The organism is Stenotrophomonas sp. 05N423, assembly GCF_056397145.1.
Genome location: NZ_JBFTMV010000008.1, coordinates 47,986 through 66,959, shown reverse-complemented (window position 1 = coordinate 66,959; position 18,974 = coordinate 47,986). Strand labels below are relative to the sequence as shown.

At 64.6% G+C, this 18,974-nt stretch carries 17 protein-coding genes and 1 pseudogene; 9 read left to right on the top strand and 9 right to left on the bottom strand.

Going from position 1 to position 18,974, the window contains the following annotated elements; all coding sequences use genetic code 11:
* Window positions 1-190 precede the first annotated feature (190 nt).
* Together AC1DGW_RS13115 and AC1DGW_RS13110 are read right to left on the bottom strand one after the other, a co-directional pair.
* Window positions 191-1,090, bottom strand: a complete 900-nt coding sequence (locus AC1DGW_RS13115; protein ID WP_478023660.1) for a DUF2167 domain-containing protein — start codon at window positions 1,088-1,090, stop codon at window positions 191-193.
* 126 nt (window positions 1,091-1,216) lie between these two features.
* Entirely contained in the window at window positions 1,217-1,756 is a 540-nt protein-coding gene (locus AC1DGW_RS13110; RefSeq protein ID WP_478023658.1) for a gamma carbonic anhydrase family protein, read from the bottom strand.
* A gap of 1,332 nt (window positions 1,757-3,088) precedes the next feature.
* On the opposite strand from AC1DGW_RS13110, the gene AC1DGW_RS13105 reads away from it, so the two are divergent.
* From AC1DGW_RS13105 to AC1DGW_RS13095, 3 genes are all read left to right on the top strand, one after another.
* On the top strand, window positions 3,089-4,399 hold the full coding sequence (locus AC1DGW_RS13105; protein WP_478023656.1) for a DNA cytosine methyltransferase: 1,311 nt from the start codon (window positions 3,089-3,091) through the stop codon (window positions 4,397-4,399).
* 6 nt (window positions 4,400-4,405) lie between these two features.
* Window positions 4,406-6,115, top strand: a complete 1,710-nt coding sequence (locus AC1DGW_RS13100; protein WP_478023654.1) for an AAA family ATPase — start codon at window positions 4,406-4,408, stop codon at window positions 6,113-6,115.
* A gap of 110 nt (window positions 6,116-6,225) precedes the next feature.
* The gene (locus AC1DGW_RS13095; protein WP_478023651.1) at window positions 6,226-7,383 is read left to right on the top strand and encodes a hypothetical protein; all 1,158 of its coding nucleotides are present in this window, start codon (window positions 6,226-6,228) and stop codon (window positions 7,381-7,383) included.
* A gap of 67 nt (window positions 7,384-7,450) precedes the next feature.
* On the opposite strand, the pseudogene AC1DGW_RS13090 reads toward AC1DGW_RS13095, so the two are convergent.
* Window positions 7,451-8,186, bottom strand: a pseudogene (locus AC1DGW_RS13090) (IS5 family transposase).
* Window positions 8,187-8,242: 56 nt separating this feature from the next.
* Between AC1DGW_RS13090 and AC1DGW_RS13085 the strand changes: the two are divergent.
* From AC1DGW_RS13085 to AC1DGW_RS13075, 3 genes are all read left to right on the top strand, one after another.
* Window positions 8,243-8,647, top strand: a complete 405-nt coding sequence (locus AC1DGW_RS13085; RefSeq protein WP_478023648.1) for a transposase — start codon at window positions 8,243-8,245, stop codon at window positions 8,645-8,647.
* An 83-nt stretch (window positions 8,648-8,730) separates the two neighbouring features.
* Window positions 8,731-9,063, top strand: a complete 333-nt coding sequence (locus tag AC1DGW_RS13080) for a hypothetical protein (protein WP_478023645.1) — start codon at window positions 8,731-8,733, stop codon at window positions 9,061-9,063.
* Window positions 9,064-9,282: 219 nt separating this feature from the next.
* Window positions 9,283-9,636 carry a SymE family type I addiction module toxin gene (locus tag AC1DGW_RS13075; protein ID WP_478023643.1) on the top strand — a complete coding sequence of 118 codons (354 nt, stop codon included), beginning with the start codon at window positions 9,283-9,285 and terminating at the stop codon, window positions 9,634-9,636.
* A 202-nt stretch (window positions 9,637-9,838) separates the two neighbouring features.
* Here the strand turns inward: AC1DGW_RS13075 and mnmG are convergent, their stop codons facing one another.
* Complete coding sequence (gene mnmG, locus AC1DGW_RS13070; RefSeq protein ID WP_478023640.1) at window positions 9,839-11,728, bottom strand: tRNA uridine-5-carboxymethylaminomethyl(34) synthesis enzyme MnmG; 1,890 nt, start codon at window positions 11,726-11,728, stop codon at window positions 9,839-9,841.
* Window positions 11,729-12,345: 617 nt separating this feature from the next.
* Window positions 12,346-12,948 (bottom strand): hypothetical protein, encoded by a 603-nt coding sequence (locus AC1DGW_RS13065; RefSeq protein WP_478023638.1) that lies wholly within the window; start codon window positions 12,946-12,948, stop codon window positions 12,346-12,348.
* Between the two features lie 139 nt (window positions 12,949-13,087).
* Here AC1DGW_RS13065 and AC1DGW_RS13060 point away from each other — a divergent pair, with 139 nt between their 5' ends.
* The 3 genes from AC1DGW_RS13060 to AC1DGW_RS13050 are packed head-to-tail and all read left to right on the top strand — an operon-like array spanning window position 13,088 to window position 15,110.
* Entirely contained in the window at window positions 13,088-14,050 is a 963-nt protein-coding gene (locus tag AC1DGW_RS13060) for a pyridoxal-phosphate dependent enzyme (protein WP_478023636.1), read from the top strand.
* On the top strand, window positions 14,047-14,649 hold the full coding sequence (locus AC1DGW_RS13055) for a YdcF family protein (RefSeq protein ID WP_478023633.1): 603 nt from the start codon (window positions 14,047-14,049) through the stop codon (window positions 14,647-14,649). Before AC1DGW_RS13060 ends, AC1DGW_RS13055 begins: the two co-directional genes overlap by 4 nt.
* A 32-nt stretch (window positions 14,650-14,681) precedes the next feature.
* Window positions 14,682-15,110 (top strand): ketosteroid isomerase-related protein, encoded by a 429-nt coding sequence (locus tag AC1DGW_RS13050; RefSeq protein WP_478023631.1) that lies wholly within the window; start codon window positions 14,682-14,684, stop codon window positions 15,108-15,110.
* Window positions 15,111-15,184: 74 nt separating this feature from the next.
* Here AC1DGW_RS13050 and bioC read toward each other — a convergent pair whose 3' ends face one another.
* From bioC to bioF, 4 genes are read right to left on the bottom strand one after another with little or no spacing between them, the layout of a single operon-like run.
* Window positions 15,185-16,072 carry a malonyl-ACP O-methyltransferase BioC gene (gene bioC, locus AC1DGW_RS13045; protein WP_478023628.1) on the bottom strand — a complete coding sequence of 296 codons (888 nt, stop codon included), beginning with the start codon at window positions 16,070-16,072 and terminating at the stop codon, window positions 15,185-15,187.
* Window positions 16,073-16,095: 23 nt separating this feature from the next.
* Window positions 16,096-16,878 (bottom strand): SDR family oxidoreductase, encoded by a 783-nt coding sequence (locus AC1DGW_RS13040; RefSeq protein WP_478023626.1) that lies wholly within the window; start codon window positions 16,876-16,878, stop codon window positions 16,096-16,098.
* Between the two features lie 60 nt (window positions 16,879-16,938).
* Window positions 16,939-17,706 carry a pimeloyl-ACP methyl ester esterase BioH gene (bioH, locus tag AC1DGW_RS13035; protein ID WP_478023624.1) on the bottom strand — a complete coding sequence of 256 codons (768 nt, stop codon included), beginning with the start codon at window positions 17,704-17,706 and terminating at the stop codon, window positions 16,939-16,941.
* Window positions 17,707-17,722: 16 nt separating this feature from the next.
* The gene (gene bioF / locus AC1DGW_RS13030; RefSeq protein ID WP_478023622.1) at window positions 17,723-18,934 is read right to left on the bottom strand and encodes an 8-amino-7-oxononanoate synthase; all 1,212 of its coding nucleotides are present in this window, start codon (window positions 18,932-18,934) and stop codon (window positions 17,723-17,725) included.
* Window positions 18,935-18,974: the final 40 nt, after the last annotated feature.

The following is an 18,974-nucleotide window of genomic DNA, read 5'->3' as shown; positions in this document are numbered from 1 at the left end:
CGGGGCTGCGCTCAACGGCCGGGCGCCGCCCATCGCGTGCAGGGTCGGGAGTTGTCGCAAGCCCGGTATCCGGACCGGGCGGCTGCCGCTGGCATGCGTGTCTCGGTAGCGTCCTGTCAGCGGCTGACTTTACCGACCGCCGCAACGGATGCCCAGCCCGCGGAAGCGCGCTTCCGCGGACCGGTACGGCTTACCGCACCGTGGTGTTCTTGCGGTCGCCGCCGAAGAACTTCTTCACCACGCCGCCCAGCGCCACCACGCCGATCAGCAGCAGCTTCCAGAACTTGGCGAAGATCAGGCCCAGCTTGGCGAACAGCCCGGCCTTGGCCGCCAGCCCGCCGCCGATCAACGTCGCCACGCCGTAGGCGGCGATCTTGTCGGTCTTGGGGTTGTGGTCGGCATAGCGCGCGCCCTGCTCGAACTCGGCCATCGGCAGCAGCTTCTCCATGCCGGTGCGCACCAGCGGCAGCTCGTTCATGCCCGACACCGCGTTGAGGTTCAGGTAGCCATGGCGGCCGAGCACGCGGATGCCGTAATTGAGCACATGGCCGGACTGGCCGTTGAACTCCAGCTCCTTGGCCCAGTACAGCTTGTTGTTGCCGGCGTCGTAACGCGGCGGCACCGCCCAGCCCACCAGCTTCAGCGTGCCGTAACCGGCCTTCTCGCGTTCCGGGTTGGCCTCGCTGATCTGCTCCTGCATGTCGCGCAGCAGTTCGTCGTAGTTGATCTTGGACGCATCCTCGTCCGACACGTAGCCGTCGTCGGCATAGGTGACCACCACCGCCCAGCTGTCGTCGTCGGTCAGTCCCGGCGAGCGCGGCACGATCAGCCCCAGCACGTCCTCGTCGGGCGGGTTGCCCCACATGTCCTCCAGCACGCGCCGCGCATCGGCCTGGTCCAGGTAACGGAATTCCGGGCCCAGGTTGAAGCGCGCCTTGGCCTCGGGCACCTCGATGGCACCGGAGCGGAAATGCAGCGACTGCACGAACGCCGCGGCGTCCTGCTCGTCCTGTGCCAGCGCGGCCGGCGAAGCGGCGCAGAACAGCGTCGCGCCGGCCAGCAGGCCCAGCGCCATGGATCTGATCGACATGAAGAGGGTTCCTTTCCCTGGAGGGCGTCCCCACGCCCGAGGCCGGCAGTGTGAGGCAGCGTGGACCCGGCGGCAACGAAAAACGCCGGCAATGCCCTGTAGAGCGGGGCGGCGCCCCGCTGGCCGTCAGCCCGCCATTCCCAGGTACTGATCCTTCAACCGCACATAGTGGTCCGCCGAATAGCGCAGCCCCTCGATGTCCTTCGCGCTCAAGGTGCGCACTGGCCGCGCCGGGTTGCCCACCCACAGCTCGCCGCGCGCCACCCGCTTGCCCGGCCCCACCACCGCGCCGGCGCCGATGAACGCCTCGTCCTCGATCACCGCGCCATCGAGCACGCACGCGCCCATGCCGATCAGGCAGTAATCGCCGATGCTGCACGCATGGATGATGCAGCCATGCCCCACGGTCACGCCCTCGCCGATCAGAGTGGGGTAGCCGCCCTTGTTGTACGGGCTCTCGTGGCTGACATGGATGATGGTGCCATCCTGCACGTTGGTGCGCGCCCCGATGCGCACATGGTTCACATCGCCCCGGATCACCGTGCCCGGCCACACCGACACGTCATCGCCCAGCACCACGTCGCCGATGATGGTGCAGGCGGGGTCGATGTAGACGCGTTGGCCCAGGGTGGGGGATTTGTTGAGGAAGGGGCGGAGGGAAGGCATTGGAGTAACCCGAGAGCTCAGACAAGAAGCGAATAGTACGGGTGCTGAGCGAAGCTGTTCGTCTGTCCGTTCTTGACCGAGGCTGTGTGAAAACTCTTTGCTTTGTACCACGAGCTTTCGTTCTGGCCATTGAGCAAAGGAGCAGAGGGTCAGATTTCACGGAGACGGCTCACAACTGATCATTCTTTGACCAACTTTTGGCCGGCGGAGGGTTTTCACACAGCCTCGACCCGAAGCGGACGTCCAGCGACCCATGGCTATCGGTGTAGGGCCGAATCGTTTATGTGCGTGGCCCATCCCAAACTCTTGATGCAGACGATCCCTGTCTAGCTCGGGCCTGATCATCGCAGTCCCAAGCTAGGTCCTTGAGCGTATTTGTGTAGACCACCAGTTCACCCAGTTGGGCGTTCCAGCCGCCTGGATAACCGAGCGCTTAGGGCGCGAGAAGTACGAACCCGTGGTCAGCCCACAACGGCCGCAGTCACAAGACGCTCATCCGGGCCCGGCAGATCAAGGTCGCCGTGTTTGTATGATTGGGGTCGGGACAAGAAATTTCGGGATCATGTAGCAAAGACATTGCCCAACTTGCATCCTACCTCAGCTCAGTCGCAGGATATGAGCTTGCGTCGCGGCACATTGACAGCACGTCATATGAGGCGGCGCGTCACATGAGTAGGAGTCAGATCATGATAATGAATAGAGTCCAGTCCCCATCCGGATTTCGCTGCAGGTCTTCCAAGCTGATTTGGTGACGGACTGCAGTGGTGTCTCCTACTGGTCGGACGGCTTGGTCTGTTCGAGCTGCGCAGGCAAACGTTACAGTAAATTCAATTGCCATGAACAGACCTGTTAGCAGGGCTCAGGCTATGGCGCGCATACTAAAAACTCTGTCGTTTAGAGTCGAATGTGACGCATTCATTTCATTATTCTTCATGCGGCGCATGGGTCTATCGTGGAGGGTTTTTTCACCGGGTGTTGGGTTTACTTAATATGCTTTGTGCGATCTTGATGGCCCACCCCCGCTCCGCTCGAATTATTGTTGGCCGTGCGTTCATGGTCATTTCCTCGACATTTTGAAATTTATGTTTTGTTGGTGCTAGTTTACTGTTTATTGGTAAGTTATCCTCATTGGTAATCTTCAATTAATTCCATTTAATTAGGTCTTGGGCGAGCGCCAGGGGTTGCAATGTGGGCGGGTATCGAACATAATGGTTTTCGCTGATGAGCGTGACGAAGTGCTGGAGTTTGGTGATAGCCCTCAGCGCTGTATTCCACGCCAAGGGAGATTCATGAAGTATGATTATTAAGGAGATTTCGAGGCAGGGTAATGATATGCAACCCACGGCCCTCGATTTATTTTGCGGAGCTGGCGGCCTTGCTGAAGGGTTTCGGCAGGCGGGCTATCGTATTCTCGGCGGTATCGATTATTTTTCGGCTGCAATCGAAACCTTCGAAAGTAATATGCCGGGCGCTATCGGCGTACTTGCAGATTTGCGCGAGCCCAATCTCGATGATCTAGAGAGGCGCTTCAAGGGCGTAGATGTCATCGTGGGCGGGCCGTCTTGTCAGGGGTTTAGTACATCGGGCGGCCTCAGCAAGTCGGCCGGTCGAGATCAAAGTGATCCGCGCAACCGTCTCTTCATCAACTACACAGATATCGTCGACCGACTGAGGCCGAGTTGGATTGTCTTCGAGAACGTTCCCGGCTTGCTCCTCTACGAGAACGGTAAGGTTGCGCTGGAAATCGTCCGCGCGTTTCGGGAGATCGGCTACAAGTTAGTTCCCATGATTCTCTTGGCTGCTGACTTCGGGGTTCCTCAGCTACGGCGAAGGCTAGTGTTTGTCGGGAATCGTACCAATGCTGATATTTCGTTCCCAACGCCGACGCACGGCGATGCCAATCTGTGGAAGGGCTTTTCCCTCCCTTTCGCCCACCTGTCGCGAATTGGACACGGCAATGAAGGCGACGTGTTGCCGCACGTCACCTTCGCGGATGCCTGCTCAGATCTGCCGAGGGTCGCCGAAGGCAAGAAAGTCGACAATAAGCCCTATGTGAGTCAACCGAAATCACCTTATCAAGTCGCCATGCGCGATGGGTCCGAGAGCATCCGGCAGCATGAGGCGGCCGAACTTTCTACGCTCGATCGCATCGCCGCACAGACCCTGAAGCCTGGGCAGAACTGGCGGGATTTGTCCGACGAGGTACTGCCAGATCGCTTCAAGAAAATTCGGCGCTACGACGCCACAACGCTGCTCAAGCGGTTGCGGAACGATTTACCCACCTACACGATCACCACAAAGTTTAACGAGGCAACGACGGGTGCGTTTATCCATCCCAAACAAGCACGTACCATAACGTTGCGTGAGGCGGCACGGCTACAATCCTTCCCCGATCGGTTTGTCTTTTCCGGATCTGCTGCACAAGTCCGTCAGCAGATTGGCAACGCCGTTCCACCGCTTTTGGCCAAAGCCATCGGCGAAGCGATCCTTCCGGCAGTGATGAAGGATGCGTTCGGTATTGAAATAGAGGCCGTAAGGGATGCCGTTGTCGTCGATCACGGTGTATCAGAAATGGAAATCCTGAAGCTCCATGGAGCACGGAAGAAGCCGAAAGGCCAGACTATAAAAGCGCTAGTAGCATGAGGGGCCATGCCGTACTTTTCATCTAAGCAGATCGAAGGCGCTCTGACCTACCTCGCCGATGCAGGCCACCAATCACTGGTGAGTCTGCTAGCCATGCTGAAAGCTGGTGTCCCAGTCAGCGAGGACGGTTCGGAGGCAATCAAGTTTGGATCACAGCAGGAAAATGCCCTTCTCGAAGAGTTTTTCCGGCCTAGGCTGGGTCCGGACGATAAGCCGTACTTTGTTCCTTTCGGTGACGCGGGAGGCAAGTCACGCTGGCATGACGCCGGCTATGCTGGTAGCAGTCTTCAGCGACAGCGCAAAGACCGTTCCGCCGTTTTTGCGCAGCCACCGGGCGACAACAAGAAATGGTACTTGCGGCCAGATTACGTTGCGCAGGTTGTCACCAACCCGGCCACGGCTGGGAAATCAGCTATTTCGGTGCCGGCTTTAGCCGCTTGGCTCCTGCGACAAACGGAAATTACGAGTCTTCAGGATGCCGTTGATAAAACCATCGCTGCTTTCAAGCTCAATCGCGATGGCCTGATTGGTAATAACGGCGTCTTTACGGTAGCCGACGACGGACACATTGGCGATTTTCAGTTCGCCGATGCTCCTATCACAGCTGAAACCCTGCTTGAGCTGCTGGCTAGGTTCTCGCCACCACCTAAATCCAAGCCCGATATTTCAGAGGGCGAAGATGCTGTCTCACCAGCGGGCATCCTTCATGAAATTGCCGCGCCAGGGAGCTGGGAGATCCCGGAAAGCGAGCTCGACGACTTTGCTGGACTCCAAGGCGTTCGCGAGCCGGTTATGCGTGCGATCGCGGCCCTACATTCCGGTATGCATGTGGTCTTCACCGGGCCGCCAGGCACTGGCAAGACCACACTCGCGGAAGCTGTTTGCAAGCTAGCGGGTTTCCCGTTTTGGACCGTTCCCGCTACCGACCAATGGACTACGTTCGAGACGATCGGCGGCTATTTTCCGGTGCCTTCCGAAGCGGCGATGGAGGACCGGCTCGACTTTCTACCCGGCGCGGTCGTTGGGGCCATCGAGCAGAGGCAATGCCTGATTATTGATGAGATCAACCGCGCGGATATCGACAAGGCATTCGGTGAACTCTTCACCTTGCTGACCGGGAAGTCGGTTACGCTTCCTTATCGTCGCCGTTCCGTGAAGGGCTTCCGGCGGGTGCGCTTGCAGGCAAGTGCCGCTCTCGTTGAAGAGGACATCGACGTCATCCAGGTGCCGCACTGGTGGCGCCTAATTGGTGCAATGAACGATGCAGACAAGGCCAGTCTGAAACGACTCTCGCTTGCCTTCATTCGACGCTTTGCCTTCGTGCCGATCGACTTGCCGGATAAAGATACCTATGTCGCGATCATTGAAGGCGAACTCGCACTCGCCGAACCATCCGCGCGAGTGCGATTGGACGATCTGGCAGCTTGTCTCATCGAACTGTTTTCTGATCGAAGTACAGGCCTAGGTTCTATCGGGTTTCCTCTCGGGCCGGGAATACCCTTGTCGATGATACGACACGGCATTTCCGAAGCCGTGTCATGGCCCTCGCGATCGGGGGAAGAAATAGTTCGCTCGGCGATCGATTCATATTTGATCCCGCAGTTCCAAGGTCGGCCTGACAAGCACTCCGATATCCTGTCGGTCCTTTCTCCCTACGTATCAGACGCAGAGAGCCTAGCATCTGTGCTCGGCGTATGGACGGGCGTGCAGACGTGACTGGGAATCGCGCCGCATGGCGGGATTTCATTTGCGCACCCGATCACCCCTACCGTCACTTGGCTAGTCTGGGCGCATCGGTTCGCGGCGGGAACTCTGAGGCAATCGACTTGGCGAGCCTGGGCGATTTCCTGCAAAAGCTCCGGATTGACCAAGATGTTGCGCTACTCGCCGATATGGTCGACCTTGTTTCGGGCTCCTACCATGATTTCTTGCGTAACCAACTCCCCGGCCTGCTTGATGCATTGGCCAATGAGATGGAAAGCCGCGATGAGATCGTCGGGCCTGGGCTAAGAGGCAATCCCCGATGGGATCGTACTACCGTGTCTCGTATGGCCGGCACCCTGCCGATCGGGCGTTATTACTCGCGCACGGCGCATCGATCGTTTGCATTGCCCGAGAACGCGATGCTGCGCTGGTTGGTCGATGAATTGCTAACTTCGGCGCGTAACCTCACCCGTCGCTCGGTAAGCACAACGCCACACGGCACGCTGGCAGCTGTTCTTCAGCATTGCGAGGAAGCGGCGTCGCATCACTGGCTGTCACAGCTTGTGGTGCCATCCTGTCTGACGGGCGAAATGATCGCAGCAGGTAAAAGAAGCCGTCGGCCGGAATACCGGGTCGCCGCAGAACTGGCCGAAGCACGTGCCAGGCTCAAATCGCTGTCCGAGGATTCTCGCTGGTACGCAATACTGATGCTCCTCGCAGTGGGCTGGCTTGAACCTGTGTCCGACGATGATATGTTCGAGCTCTATGCGCTGACCCTTGTTATCGACATAATCGCCCAGGAGCTCGGATTCGGCGCGCCTGAAGAATATGACCTGGTTGCGTCGGGACGAGGTCATGTCGCCGCGTTCCGAAGCGAACAAGGCCGCTTGCGTGTGATCTTCGATCAGCATCCAGCCGGCGCGACTAGTTTGCGGGATCGCTACCGCGGCATTGTCAGTGCGCACCGCGGTGTCACCGGCAACGCTCGCCGACCAGACATCTCTCTGATCTACGATCGTCCGGACGATCCGCGCTTCGTCATTGTGGAGGTGAAGCGGACTGCGAATGAGCGCTATATCAGTGACAGCATCTACAAGGTGCTCGGCTATCTCTACGACTTCGCCGCTCTATGGTCGGATCGCCAACCAGATCCTCGATCCATTATCCTGATCCCAGGAGGTGTTTCTCTCGCCCCAGGCCGGACCTATCCGGAAGCAGCCATCGTGTCGGGTGACGACAGGGTAGCGCTGGCGGATGCTTTGCGCATGGCTATTCTATAACCTCCATTGGCCCCAGATTTCCAGCGCCGTGGACCATGGGCTCGTGCTTCTCGTACCCTAAGAATCTCTAACAAAACCGCTCAACAAAGCGCATACAGATCACTGCGCAGGCCAACCGCAGCAGGGCCAGGTGGGTATCCAGACGACGCTCGAAACGAATCCGCAGCTTGCCGAAGCCCGCCGGCCACGCATGTGTTCGCTCTACCACCCAGCGATGCCGCCCCAATCGCTCGCCGCCTTCCACACCCCGCCGGGCGATCCGTGCGGCGATACCCCGTTAGCGAGGACGCCCTCGCAGGCCTGCAATGGCCGGTAACGCCTCCACCAACGGCTCGAACATCATCGAATCATGTCGGTTCGCTGCCGACACCCTCAGGGCCAACGGCACACCTCGACGATCAACGATCAGGTGTCGTTTGCTGCCAGATTTGCCGCGATCCGTGGGGTTCGGGCCAGTTTCATGCCCCCCGGGGACTGGCAACACTTGCCCCGTCGATGCTCGCCCGGCTCCAGTCAATCTGGTCGTACTGCCGCAGACGTCCCAGCAATGCATGGTGCAGTCGCTCCCAGACACCGGCTTGCTGCCACGCCTGCAGGCGACGCCAACAACTCATGCCACTGCCGTAGCCAAGTTCCTGCGGCAGGTCTTCCCACGCGATCCCTGTGTACAGCACGAACAGGATGCCGTTGAACACCGCTCTATCCTCCAGCCGGGGACATCCTCCCTTGGCCGAGCGCGGCACCACTGGAACCAGCGGCGCAAGCTCACCCCACAATTTCTCACCGATCAATGCACGTCTCATCATGCATAGCATCGCTGATTGACGGTTTTGTTAGAAGCTCTAAGGTGCGTAGGCAGATGGAAGCGCTCGGTGCCATTGAACAGCAGCTCAAGGACATGCCTGACCACCAGATCTCGCTGACCGATCCTGATGCACGCTCGATGACCTCAAGTGGACGCGGAACTGGCACGGTGGGCTACAACCTCCAGCCGGCGGTCGATGCCGAGCATCATCCGATCGTCGCCCATGAGGTCACCAATGCCGGAAGCGATCGTACTCAGCTCTATGCGATGTCAACGAAGGCTAAGCACGCGCTCGGCGTCGAGCACATAACCGCCTTGGCCGATCGCGGCTACTTCAATGCACCGGAAATCCTTGCATGCGAGCTGGCCGGCATTATTCCGTTGGTGCCCCCGCCGCTGACATCTAACAGCAAAGCCGAAGGCAAGTACGACAAGCGGGACTTCATCTACGATCCGTAAGCCGATACCTATCAATGTCCCGCGGCCGAAACCGCGACCCATCGCTTCACCACGGAAGAGAATGACCTGACGCTACACAAGTATTGGTCATCGGCCTGTCCGGCCTGCCCGGCCTGCCCGATGCGAGTCAAGTGCACGACCGCCAGCTACCGACGCATCAGCCGATGGGAGCACGAGCATGTGTTCGAGACAATGCAGCTCCGGCTCAACGCCGGCCACAAGTGGCCGTGATACGAAAGCAGACCGTCGAGCATGTGTTCGGCACGCTCAAGGCGTGGTTGGGCACCACGCCATTACTGACCAAAACGCTTCCCAAGGTCAGAGAAGAGATCAGCCTGGCGGTGCTGGCCTATAATATGAAGCGCATGATCAATATCGTCGGAATGCCACGCATGATGCAGGCGATTGCCGCATAGAAATCTGGAAGCCTCGTCTTACTATATAGGCCAGGTCCGAGTGAGCTGTCGCCAGAAGTCACAGCCAAAGAGTTTTTTACACGGCCTCGGCCGGCAGCGGACAAGTCTGATTGACGGTCTCGAGGACCAGATAGCAACATCAACCCGCTGCGGAGCAATCCGCGGCCGGGTTTGGCAGCTCGAAAACACAAGGATTCCCTATCGAGCAAGGAGTCCGACATGAGCAGTTCCAAGGAAATCACGCGTGTTCCCACCGTTGCGTCCAACCGCAGCACGTCCAGGCACAACGCATCCCCACCGCGGATGATCGATTCCGCGCCGCTCACCGTGCTGTTCTCGCCCCCATCTTCCACGCCACCCGCTTGCAGCGGCTGGGCACGCATGCCCAAGCGCTGCACGATGGGCTACCTGTATTACGACGAGCGCAGGGGCGAGCAGATCGTCGGCTGCGTCGTGCCCAGGCTGCGCCTGTCCGGCCGTTGGCTGGAACGCTGCGGCTTTTCCGTGGGTGATGCGTTGCAAGTGACGGTCGGTAATGGACTGTTGTTGATCAGCCGCAAGGAAAGCGATTGAGCGGTGCCGTGCTGGGGCTGTTCAACGATAGATGCTTACTGATGGCGCTGGCCGCCGCAGTGCGCTCTCCGCAGTCATGAAAAGAAGAAGCCCGCGTAAGCGGGCTTCTTCTTGGGCAATGCTTCCGGTTGCCGAGTGCGAAGGCGTTGCGCAGGAGATCAAACGTCTTCTGCTCGACCAGCGTCCTTCACAGCGGGCGCAGTCACGCCACCTTCGCGCGCCGCGCCCGCTCCAGGTGCACCAGCAGCAGCGAGATTGCGGCCGGGGTCATGCCGGGGATGCGCTGGGCCTGGCCGATGGTCTGCGGGCGCACGCGTTCGAGTTTCTGCAGCACTTCGGCGGAGAGGCCGCGCACGGCGGTGAAGTCGAAGCCTTCGGCAATGGCGGTGTTCTCGTGGCGCTGCTGGCGTTCGATCTCTTCGCGCTGGCGGTCCAGGTAGCCGGCGTACTTGACGCTGATTTCCACCTGTTCGGCCACGCGCGCATCCTCCACGCCGGGGCCGAGCGAGGGCACCTGCATGAGCGTGGCGTAGTCCAGTTCCGGGCGCTTGATCAGGTCGAGCACGTTGGTTTCGCGGCTCACCGCCACGCCGGTGGTTTCCTGCACTTCGCGGCCCAGCGCGTTGGCGGGTGTGGCCCACAGGCCGCGCAGGCGCGCGCTTTCGCTGGCGACGGCGGCCTGCTTGGTCTCGAACGCCTGCCAGCGGCGGTCGTCGACCAGGCCCAGCTCGCGGCCGGTCGGGGTCAGGCGCGCGTCGGCGTTGTCCTCGCGCAGCTGCAGCCGGTATTCGGCGCGGCTGGTGAACATGCGGTAGGGCTCGCTGGTGCCGTGGGTGATGAGGTCGTCCACCAGCACGCCGATGTAGGCCTCGTCGCGGCGCGGGCACCAGCCCTCGCGGCCCTGCACGAACAGCGCGGCGTTGACGCCGGCCAGCAGGCCCTGCGCGCCGGCTTCCTCGTAGCCGGTGGTGCCGTTGATCTGGCCGGCGAAGAACAGGCCGGCGACCTGGCGGGTTTCCAGTGTGTTCTTCAGCCCGCGGGGGTCGAAGAAGTCGTATTCGATGGCGTAGCCGGGGCGGGTGATGTGCGCGTGCTCGAAGCCGCGGATGCTGCGCACCAGTTCCAGCTGCACGTCGAACGGCAGCGAGGTGGAAATGCCGTTGGGGTAGATCTCCACCACGTCCAGGCCTTCGGGCTCGACGAAGATCTGGTGGCTGTCCTTTTCGGCGAAGCGCACCACCTTGTCCTCGATGGACGGGCAGTAGCGCGGGCCGATGCCTTCGATCTGGCCGGAATACAGCGGCGAGCGGTGCAGCGCGTTGCGGATCACCTCGTGGGTGCGCTCGCTGGTGTGGGTGATCCAGCAGCTCACCTGGCGCGGGTGCTCGGCCACGTTGCCCAGGTAGGACATCACCGGCAGGGGGTCGTCGCCGGGTTGTTCGTCCATGACGCTGTAGTCGAGCGAGCGGCCGTCGATGCGTGGCGGCGTTCCGGTCTTGAGGCGGTCGATGGCGAAGGGGCGCTCGCGCAGGCGCGCGGCCAGGGTGGTGGCCGGCGGGTCGCCCATGCGCCCGGCGGTGTACTGGGTTTCGCCGATGTGGATCTTGCCGGCCAGGAAGGTGCCGGCGGTGAGCACCACGGCCGGCGCATGGAAGGTCAGCCCGGTCTGGGTGACGGCGCCGCGCACGGCGTCGCCTTCGATCACCAGGTCGTCCACCGCCGCCTGGAACACGGTCAGGTTGGGCTGCGATTCGACGATGCGGCGGATCGCCATGCGGTACAGGTTGCGGTCGGCCTGACAGCGGGTGGCGCGTACCGCCGGGCCCTTGGAGGCGTTGAGCGTGCGCCACTGGATGCCGGCCAGGTCGGCGGCGTGCGCCATGGCCCCACCCAGGGCGTCGATCTCCTTGACCAGGTGGCCCTTGCCGATGCCGCCGATGGCCGGGTTGCAGCTCATCGCGCCCACCGTTTCCACGTTGTGGGTCAGCAGCAGGGTGCGGGCGCCGCCACGCGCCGCGGCCAGTGCGGCCTCGGTGCCGGCGTGGCCGCCGCCGATGACGATGACGTCGTAACGATGGAAGGAGTCGGTCATGAATGGGGTGGAGGCTGGAAGTGTGAAGTCCGTCGCCGGCCTGTGGCGCAGGCCCTTGGCGAGGGTGTGGTGATTTTACCGCCAATGCCTGTCGGGCATGGAGGAAGCCCTAAAGTTGGCACACAAACTGCAGCTAACGTCATTGCACCCGGTGTGGCATGCGACATGGGCGCAGTGGCTGGAATTGGAACAGGGGCCAGCCGAGGCGCATACCGGGGAAGCATGGGGCCGGCAGTCGGGGGACTGCCGGCCCTTTTTTCATGGTGCGCCACCCTTCGGGCGGCATCGCCGTGAAACGGCTGTCCTGCCGCTGTTTCAAGCGGGTTTCCACCGGGCCGGGCGCGGGTGCCCGGGCAAGCGGGGCCTCATGTGGGCCCGCTTGTCCAGGCGGCTTGAGGGAACGGAGCGGAACCCGGAAAGACAAAGCCCCGGCATGGCCGGGGCTTTGTCGTTGTAGGCGCCGATGCCCGACAGGGCCGGAACAGGGGGGATCCAGATTTCCTGACGGACATCGACATTGAAGCGGTGAGGTGTGAAGGGCAGTTCGTGTCAGTTAGCGACGCTGCCGGTCACCCGGTTCGACAAGATTGCCTGGTTTTTCCGCAAATGCAAGCGCCTCAGGGCTCCTGTTGCCGTGCCGACTCCGGCCGACGGGACTGTGACGGCGGTCGTGCCGGTGCCGGGCGCTGCATCATCGGGCGCGGTGCGCCATTGGCCTGGGGCGATGGCATCGAACGCGGCATCGCCTGCGCCTGCGGACGCGGTTGCGGGCGTGTCAGGCGGTCCATGTCGCGCCACGGCGACTTGCCGCTGCCACCGCCATCCATCGGTGGACGGGGACGCGGCGGGCGCCCATTGCCATCGCCATCACCCGGACGCGGCGGCGGGCGGTGGCCGCCATTGCCATTGCCATGGCCCGGCGGCGGGCGATGTCCGTCGCCCCAGTGGCCGCCGTGCGGCGGTCGCGGCGGCGGGTTGTACGGCGGGCGGTAGACCGGGTACGGGTAGCGGTCGTAATAGCCGTAGCTGCCATAACCGTAGGGGCCGTAGCCGTAGGAGCCATAGCCATAGGAACCGTAGGGATAGCCGTACGGGTAGGTGCGCTGCACCGACGCCGCACCGCTGTAATAGCCGCCCGCACCGCTGCCGACATAGTCGTAGGTGGCGCAGCCGGACAGGCCGAGCAGCAGGCCGGCCGATAGGATCAGGCGCATTTTCATGAGTTTCCCCCTGTTGGGCACGCAGCCAGCTTCGTGCGCTTGCATTGAATCGGTCCTTAACCCTGCCGGCGGGGGCTGAACGCAGGTCCAGCGATCCCCGAGATGGTCCGGCACCGGGGGCCTACGTTAACCTTTCCCCATGGTTGAACTCATCCTGCCAGGGCCGGCCGACGTGCTGGCCGCCGCGGCCCGCATCGCGCCGCATGCCACGGTCACCCCGGTCCTGCGTTCGCGCGGACTGGATGCGCTGTCCGGTGCCCACCTGCATTTCAAGGCCGAACACCTGCAGCGCGGCGGCGCCTTCAAGTTCCGCGGCGCCTGCAACGCGGTCTGGGCGCTGGACGAGGAACAGGCCCGCCACGGCGTGGTGACCCATTCCTCCGGCAACCATGGCGCGGCGCTGGCCCTGGCGGCGCGCTCGCGCGGCATTCCCTGCCATGTGGTGGTGCCCGAAGGCGCGGTGGCGGCCAAGCTGGCCAACATCGCCCGCCATGGCGCAACCCTGTGGCGCTGTGCGCCGACCCAGGCCGCGCGCGAGGCCGAGTGCGCGCGGGTGCAGCAGGAAACCGGGGCGACCCTGGTCCACCCCTATGCCGACGCGCAGGTGATCGCCGGCCAGGGCACGGCGACGCTGGAACTGCTGCGCCAGGCCGGCACGGCGCTCGATGCGGTGGTGGTGCCGGCCGGCGGTGGCGGGCTGGCCTCGGGCACCCTGCTGGCATTGCGCCAGGCGGCGCCGGGTTGTGAGCTGGTACTGGCCGAACCGGCCGGCGCGGCCGACACCGCGCGTTCGCTGCAAGCCGGGCGGCGGCTGATCGATTTCGAGCCGGATACCGTCTGCGATGGCCTGCGCGGTGCGCTGGGCGAACCCAATTTCGCGCTGCTGCATGGCAACGCCACAGTCGTCACCGTGGACGACGCCGCCACCGTGGCGGCGATGCGCCTGCTGTGGCAGGTGCTCAAGCAGGTGGTGGAACCCTCGTCGGCCACGGTGCTGGCGGCGGTGCTGGCGCAGCCGCAGCGCTTTGCCGGGCGCAACGTGGGCCTGGTGCTGTCCGGCGGCAACGTCGACCTGGACGCGCTGCCGTGGATGGGCGCGTGAGCCGCAGGCCTGCCGGCCTGTTCGATTGGCTGTGGCGCCTGTGCGTGCTGGTGCTGCTGTGGCTGCTCGGCGTGGCGGCGTGGATCATCTGGGTGGGTGATCGCGACCAGGCCGCGCCGGCCGACGCGATCATCGTGCTGGGCGCGGCGGCCTATGACGCCAAGCCGTCGCCGGTGTTCGAGGAGCGCATCCGCCACGGGCTGGACCTGTACCGGCAGGGCTATGCGCCCAAGCTGATCTTCACCGGCGGCTTCGGCGGCGCCGGCGCGCGTTTCTCCGAATCGCAGGTCGCGCGCCGTTATGCGCTGAAGCAGGAAATCCCCGCCACGGACATCCTGATCGAAAACCGCTCGCGCACCACCCGCCAGAACCTGGTCGAGGCCAAGCGCCTGATGGACGCGCATGGCATGCGCCGCGCCATCCTGGTCAGCGACCCGCTGCACATGGCGCGCGCGCTGCGCCTGTCGCGGGAACTGGGCATCGACGCGCTGGCCTCGTCCACGCCGAGCACGCGCTTCCGCAGCTTCCACACCAGCTGGCGGTTCCTGGCGCAGGAAGTCTATTTCTTCCACCGCGACCTGTTTGCCGGCGGCACCTGAGCGCGGCCATCGTTCCTTCTGCGAGAAACCCCATGAGCCACGATGTTTCCCCCGCGCAGCAGCAGGCCATCGACCTGGTCCGCGGCTACTACGATGCCTTCAACCGCGGCGACTGGGCCGGGATGCTGGAGTGCCTGACCGTCGACGTGGTGCACGACCTGAACCAGGGCGCGCGCGAAAGCGGCGTCGATGCGTTCGCCGCCTTCCTGCGGCGCATGGACGCCAGCTACCGCGAACAGCTGCGCGAGGTGGTGGTGATGGCCAGCATGGATGGCACCCGCGCCGCTGCCGAATACGTGGTGCATGGTGAATACCACCAGACCGACGAAGGCCTGCCGCCGGCCAACGGCCAGCGTTACGTGCTGCCTGGCGGTGCGTTCTTCGATATCCGGGATGGGCGCATCGCGCGCGTCAGCAATTACTACAACCTGCAGGACTGGATCGCGCAGGTCGGCGGCTGAGCCGCCTGCAGGAGCGCACCTTGGTGCGCGGGAGGCATTTCCGGTAAGGCCCCATCGCGCACCAAGGTGCGCTCCTACGAGGGATTCTTCCGCCGGATCGGAATCGCCGACACCGGCACCGAAGCGACATCATGGCCGTGTTCGCGGATCGGTGCGCCCGGCTCCGGCGCCCAGGCGTGGGCGTAGATGATTTCCCAGCTGCTGGGCAGTTTGCCGTCGGGCCGGCGCAGCGGTTCGTAGGCCGCCTGCGCGGCGTTGAAGCGGCTGCGCCCGGTGAGCGTGTGGCGGCGTTCGCTCAGCGCGTTGGTCGCGCCGATGGCCTTGAGTTCGCGCATCAGCGCCGGCAGGCCGTCGTAGGTGAGGGTGAACAGGTCGCGGTCCAGCACCGGGTCACGGAAGCCGGCCATCATCAGCGCGTCGCCGAACTGCGCGATCTGCACGAAGCGGCTCACGTGCGGGGTGGCGTCGGCCTGCGAGAAGGCTTCGCGCAGTTCGATGAGCGTGTCCGGGCCGAAGGTGGAGCACACCAGCAGGCCGCCGGGCTTGAGCACGCGGCGGAAGCCGGCGAACACCGACGGCAGGTCTTCCACCCATTGCAGGCACAGATTGCTGAAGATCACGTCCACGCTGTTGTCGGCCAGCGGCAGCGCCCGCGCGTCGGCGCACACGCGCGAGAACGGGCGCCACCAGCCGGCCTGCTTCTTCGCTTCGGCAAGCATCGGCATCGCAAGGTCCAGCGCGATCACCTGCGCCTTGGGCCAGCGCTTCTTCATCGCCGCGGTCGAATGCCCCGGGCCGCTGCCGATGTCCAGCACCACCTGCGGTTGCCGTTGCTCCAGGTAGTCCAGCGATTCCAGCAGGCGCTTGGCGACCTCCTGCTGCAGCACGGCGGCGGCATGGTAGCTGGAGGCGGCGCGCGAGAAGGCGCGGCGGACGTGCTTGGAATCGAACAGGGAAGGCATGGGAATACGCGCTTGCAACGTTGTCAGAAGGTACCGGGGTAGGCGCCGCCGTCGATCAGCAGGTTCTGCCCGGTGATGTAGCCGGCGTGCGTGCTGCACAGGAAGGCGCAGGCGGCGCCGAACTCGTCGGGCGTGCCGAAGCGGCCGGCAGGGATGCCGGCGCGGCGCCGCGCGGCCACTTCGTCCAGCGGCTGCTGCTGCCGGTGCGCGCTGGCTTCCAGCGTGCCGCGCAGGCGGTCGGTGTCGAACGCGCCGGGCAGCAGGTTGTTGATCGTGACGTTGCGCGCCAGATGGGTGCGGGCGACGCCGGCGACGAAGCCGGTCAATCCCGAGCGCGCGCCATTGGACAGGCCGAGGATGTCGATGGGCGCCTTCACCGAACTGGAGGTGATGTTGACCACGCGGCCGAAGCCGCGCGCGGCCATGGCGTCGACGGTGGCGCGGATCAGCTCGATCGGGGTGAGCATGTTGGCGTCCAGCGCGGCCAGCCAGCGGTCGCGGTCCCAGTCGCGGAAGTCACCCGGCGGCGGGCCGCCGGCATTGGTGACCAGGATGTCCACCTGCGGGCAGGCGGCGAGTGCGGCGTCGCGGCCGGCGGCGGTGGTGATGTCGGCAGCGACGGCGATGACCTGCCCGGCGCCGGGAAGGGCGCGCAGTTCCGCCGCGGCCACTTCCAGCGCATCGGCGCCGCGGGCGACGATGACCACGTTCGCGCCTTCGCCGGCCAGCGCACGCGCGCAGCCCAGCCCCAGTCCCTTGCTGGCGCCGCAGACCAGCGCCCAGCGCCCGGCGATTCCAAGATCCATCGGCCTACTCCTGGTGTGTTCGGTGGCCGCACATGATCGGCGATGCGCGCATGCGGCGGCTCACGCGCAGCCCGCAACGAAGCGTTGCAGGCGCCCGGCGACATCGTCGGCATGGCCGAGGAACGGCGCATGCCCACCACCGTCGATGGTGTGTGCGGCATGCAGGCCAGCCGGCGCCAGTGCCGCGGCGCTGTGCATGGCCTTGGACGGTACCAGCCGGTCGCGCTGGCCGCCGATCCACAGGCCGGGCGTGCGCAGGTTGGGCAGGGCGCCGCGCAGGTCGCTGCGGTCCAGCAGGGCCAGGCCTTCGTGCAGGGCGCGCGGCGCCGGCTCGCCGCGCTCGACCAGGGCGTCGCGCAGGGTGCGCAGTTCGCTGCGCGCGTGCTGCGAGCCCATCACGTCCAGCGCGAGGAAGCGTTCCAGCGTGCCGCGGTAATCCCGTTCCAGGTCCTGGCCGAACTGCTCGAACACGCTGCGGTCCACCGCGTCGGGCCAATCGGCATCGCGGACGAAACGCGGCGTGGCGGCGAGCATCGCCAGTCCGCGTACCTGCGGCAGCGTGGCGGCGGCATGCAGCGCCACCAGCCCGCCCAGCGACCAGCCGCACCACACCGCCGGCGGCGTGGCGGCGGCGATGGCATTGACCAGGTAGGGCAGGCGCAGCGGGGTGTCGTCGTCGCGGCTGAAGCCGTGGCCGGGCAGGTCCACCACGTGCAGCTGGAACTGCGGCGCAAGGCGTTCGACCAGCGGCGCGAAGATGCCGCCATGCAGCGCCCAGCCGTGGATCAGGACCAGTGCCGGACCGGTGCCGGTGACGTGGATGTGCATGCGTGTACGGCGTTCTTCAGGCGCTGGCGGTGTTCAGTGACTGCTCGTAGGAGAGCAGGTCGCGCGCGCGCGCGGTGGCGTCGACCAGCGCCTTGACCTGCTCGACGGTGTGCAGCGCCGACAGCGTGATGCGCAGCCGCGCCCTGCCTTCGGGCACGGTCGGCGGGCGGATCGCGCCGACCAGGAAGCCGGACTGCTCCAGCGCGGCGCCCAGCGCCATCACCGTGGCCTCGTCGCCGCACAGCAGGGGCTGGATCGGCGTGTCCGAGGGCATCAGTTCCAGCCCGTTGCGGCGCGCGCCATCGCGGAAGGCGGCGATCAGCTCGACCAGCTTCTCGCGGCGCCAGTGGTCGCGGCGCGCCAGCTTCACCGCCGCCAGCGACGCGGCGGCCTGCGCCGGCGGCAGCGCAGTGGTGTAGATGTAGGGGCGCGCGGTTTCGGCCAGGTGCTGGATCAGGTTTTCCTCGCCCAGCACCACCGCACCGTGGCTGCCCAGTGCCTTGCCCAGCGTGGCCAGCTGCAGCGGCACTTCGTTCACGCCGAGCCCGGCGTCGGCGACGCAGCCGCGGCCGTGCTCGCCGACCACGCCGATGCCGTGCGCGTCGTCGACGTAGAACAGCGCTTCCTGCATGCGCGCCACCAGCGACAGCGAGCGCAGCGGGGCGATGTCGCCATCCATGCTGAACACGCCATCGGTGGCGAGCATGGCGGCGCCGTCGGCGGCATTTTTCAGCTGGCGCATGGCGCCTTCGCTGTCCAGGTGCGGGTAACGGCGCAGGCGGCAGCCGGCCAGGCGCGTGGCGTCGAGCAGGCTGGCGTGGTTGAGGCGGTCCTGCACGCAGACGTCGCTGTCCTCGGACAGCAGCGCCTGCTGCACGGCGAGGTTGGCCATGAAGCCGCTGTCGAACAGCAGTGCGCGCGGGTAGCCGAGCCAGTCGGCCATCTCGCGTTCCAGTTGCTCGTGCAGCACGTGGTGGCCGCAGACCAGGTGCGAGGCGGTGCTGCCGGCACCTTCGCGGCCGGCGGCGTCCTGCAGCGCGGCGACCACTTCGAACTGCTGCGACAGGCCCAGGTAGTCGTTGCTGCAGAAGCCGGTGAGCCACTTGCCGCCGACGTCCAGGCGCACGCCGTCGCGGCGGGCGACGCTGCGGCGGACGCGGATGCGCCCCTGCGCTTCGCGCAGCTTGCGCTGGTCCTGCAGGCGGGCGAGGAGGTCGGGACGGGCCATGGCGTCAGTTCATGGGCGGGTGGGCGGCTAGCGTAACCGG

Excerpts from the sequence above, each read along its gene's own strand:
- AC1DGW_RS13115 (WP_478023660.1), bottom strand. The coding sequence starts at position 1,090 with ATGTCGATCAGATCCATGGCGCTGGGCCTGCTGGCCGGCGCGACGCTG.
- AC1DGW_RS13110 (WP_478023658.1), bottom strand. The coding sequence starts at position 1,756 with ATGCCTTCCCTCCGCCCCTTCCTCAACAAATCCCCCACCCTGGGCCAA.
- AC1DGW_RS13105 (WP_478023656.1), top strand. The coding sequence starts at position 3,089 with ATGCAACCCACGGCCCTCGATTTATTTTGCGGAGCTGGCGGCCTTGCT.
- AC1DGW_RS13100 (WP_478023654.1), top strand. The coding sequence starts at position 4,406 with ATGCCGTACTTTTCATCTAAGCAGATCGAAGGCGCTCTGACCTACCTC.
- AC1DGW_RS13085 (WP_478023648.1), top strand. The coding sequence starts at position 8,243 with ATGGAAGCGCTCGGTGCCATTGAACAGCAGCTCAAGGACATGCCTGAC.
- AC1DGW_RS13075 (WP_478023643.1), top strand. The coding sequence starts at position 9,283 with ATGAGCAGTTCCAAGGAAATCACGCGTGTTCCCACCGTTGCGTCCAAC.
- mnmG (WP_478023640.1), bottom strand. The coding sequence starts at position 11,728 with ATGACCGACTCCTTCCATCGTTACGACGTCATCGTCATCGGCGGCGGC.
- AC1DGW_RS13065 (WP_478023638.1), bottom strand. The coding sequence starts at position 12,948 with ATGAAAATGCGCCTGATCCTATCGGCCGGCCTGCTGCTCGGCCTGTCC.
- AC1DGW_RS13060 (WP_478023636.1), top strand. The coding sequence starts at position 13,088 with ATGGTTGAACTCATCCTGCCAGGGCCGGCCGACGTGCTGGCCGCCGCG.
- AC1DGW_RS13050 (WP_478023631.1), top strand. The coding sequence starts at position 14,682 with ATGAGCCACGATGTTTCCCCCGCGCAGCAGCAGGCCATCGACCTGGTC.
- bioC (WP_478023628.1), bottom strand. The coding sequence starts at position 16,072 with ATGCCTTCCCTGTTCGATTCCAAGCACGTCCGCCGCGCCTTCTCGCGC.
- AC1DGW_RS13040 (WP_478023626.1), bottom strand. The coding sequence starts at position 16,878 with ATGGATCTTGGAATCGCCGGGCGCTGGGCGCTGGTCTGCGGCGCCAGC.
- bioH (WP_478023624.1), bottom strand. The coding sequence starts at position 17,706 with ATGCACATCCACGTCACCGGCACCGGTCCGGCACTGGTCCTGATCCAC.
- bioF (WP_478023622.1), bottom strand. The coding sequence starts at position 18,934 with ATGGCCCGTCCCGACCTCCTCGCCCGCCTGCAGGACCAGCGCAAGCTG.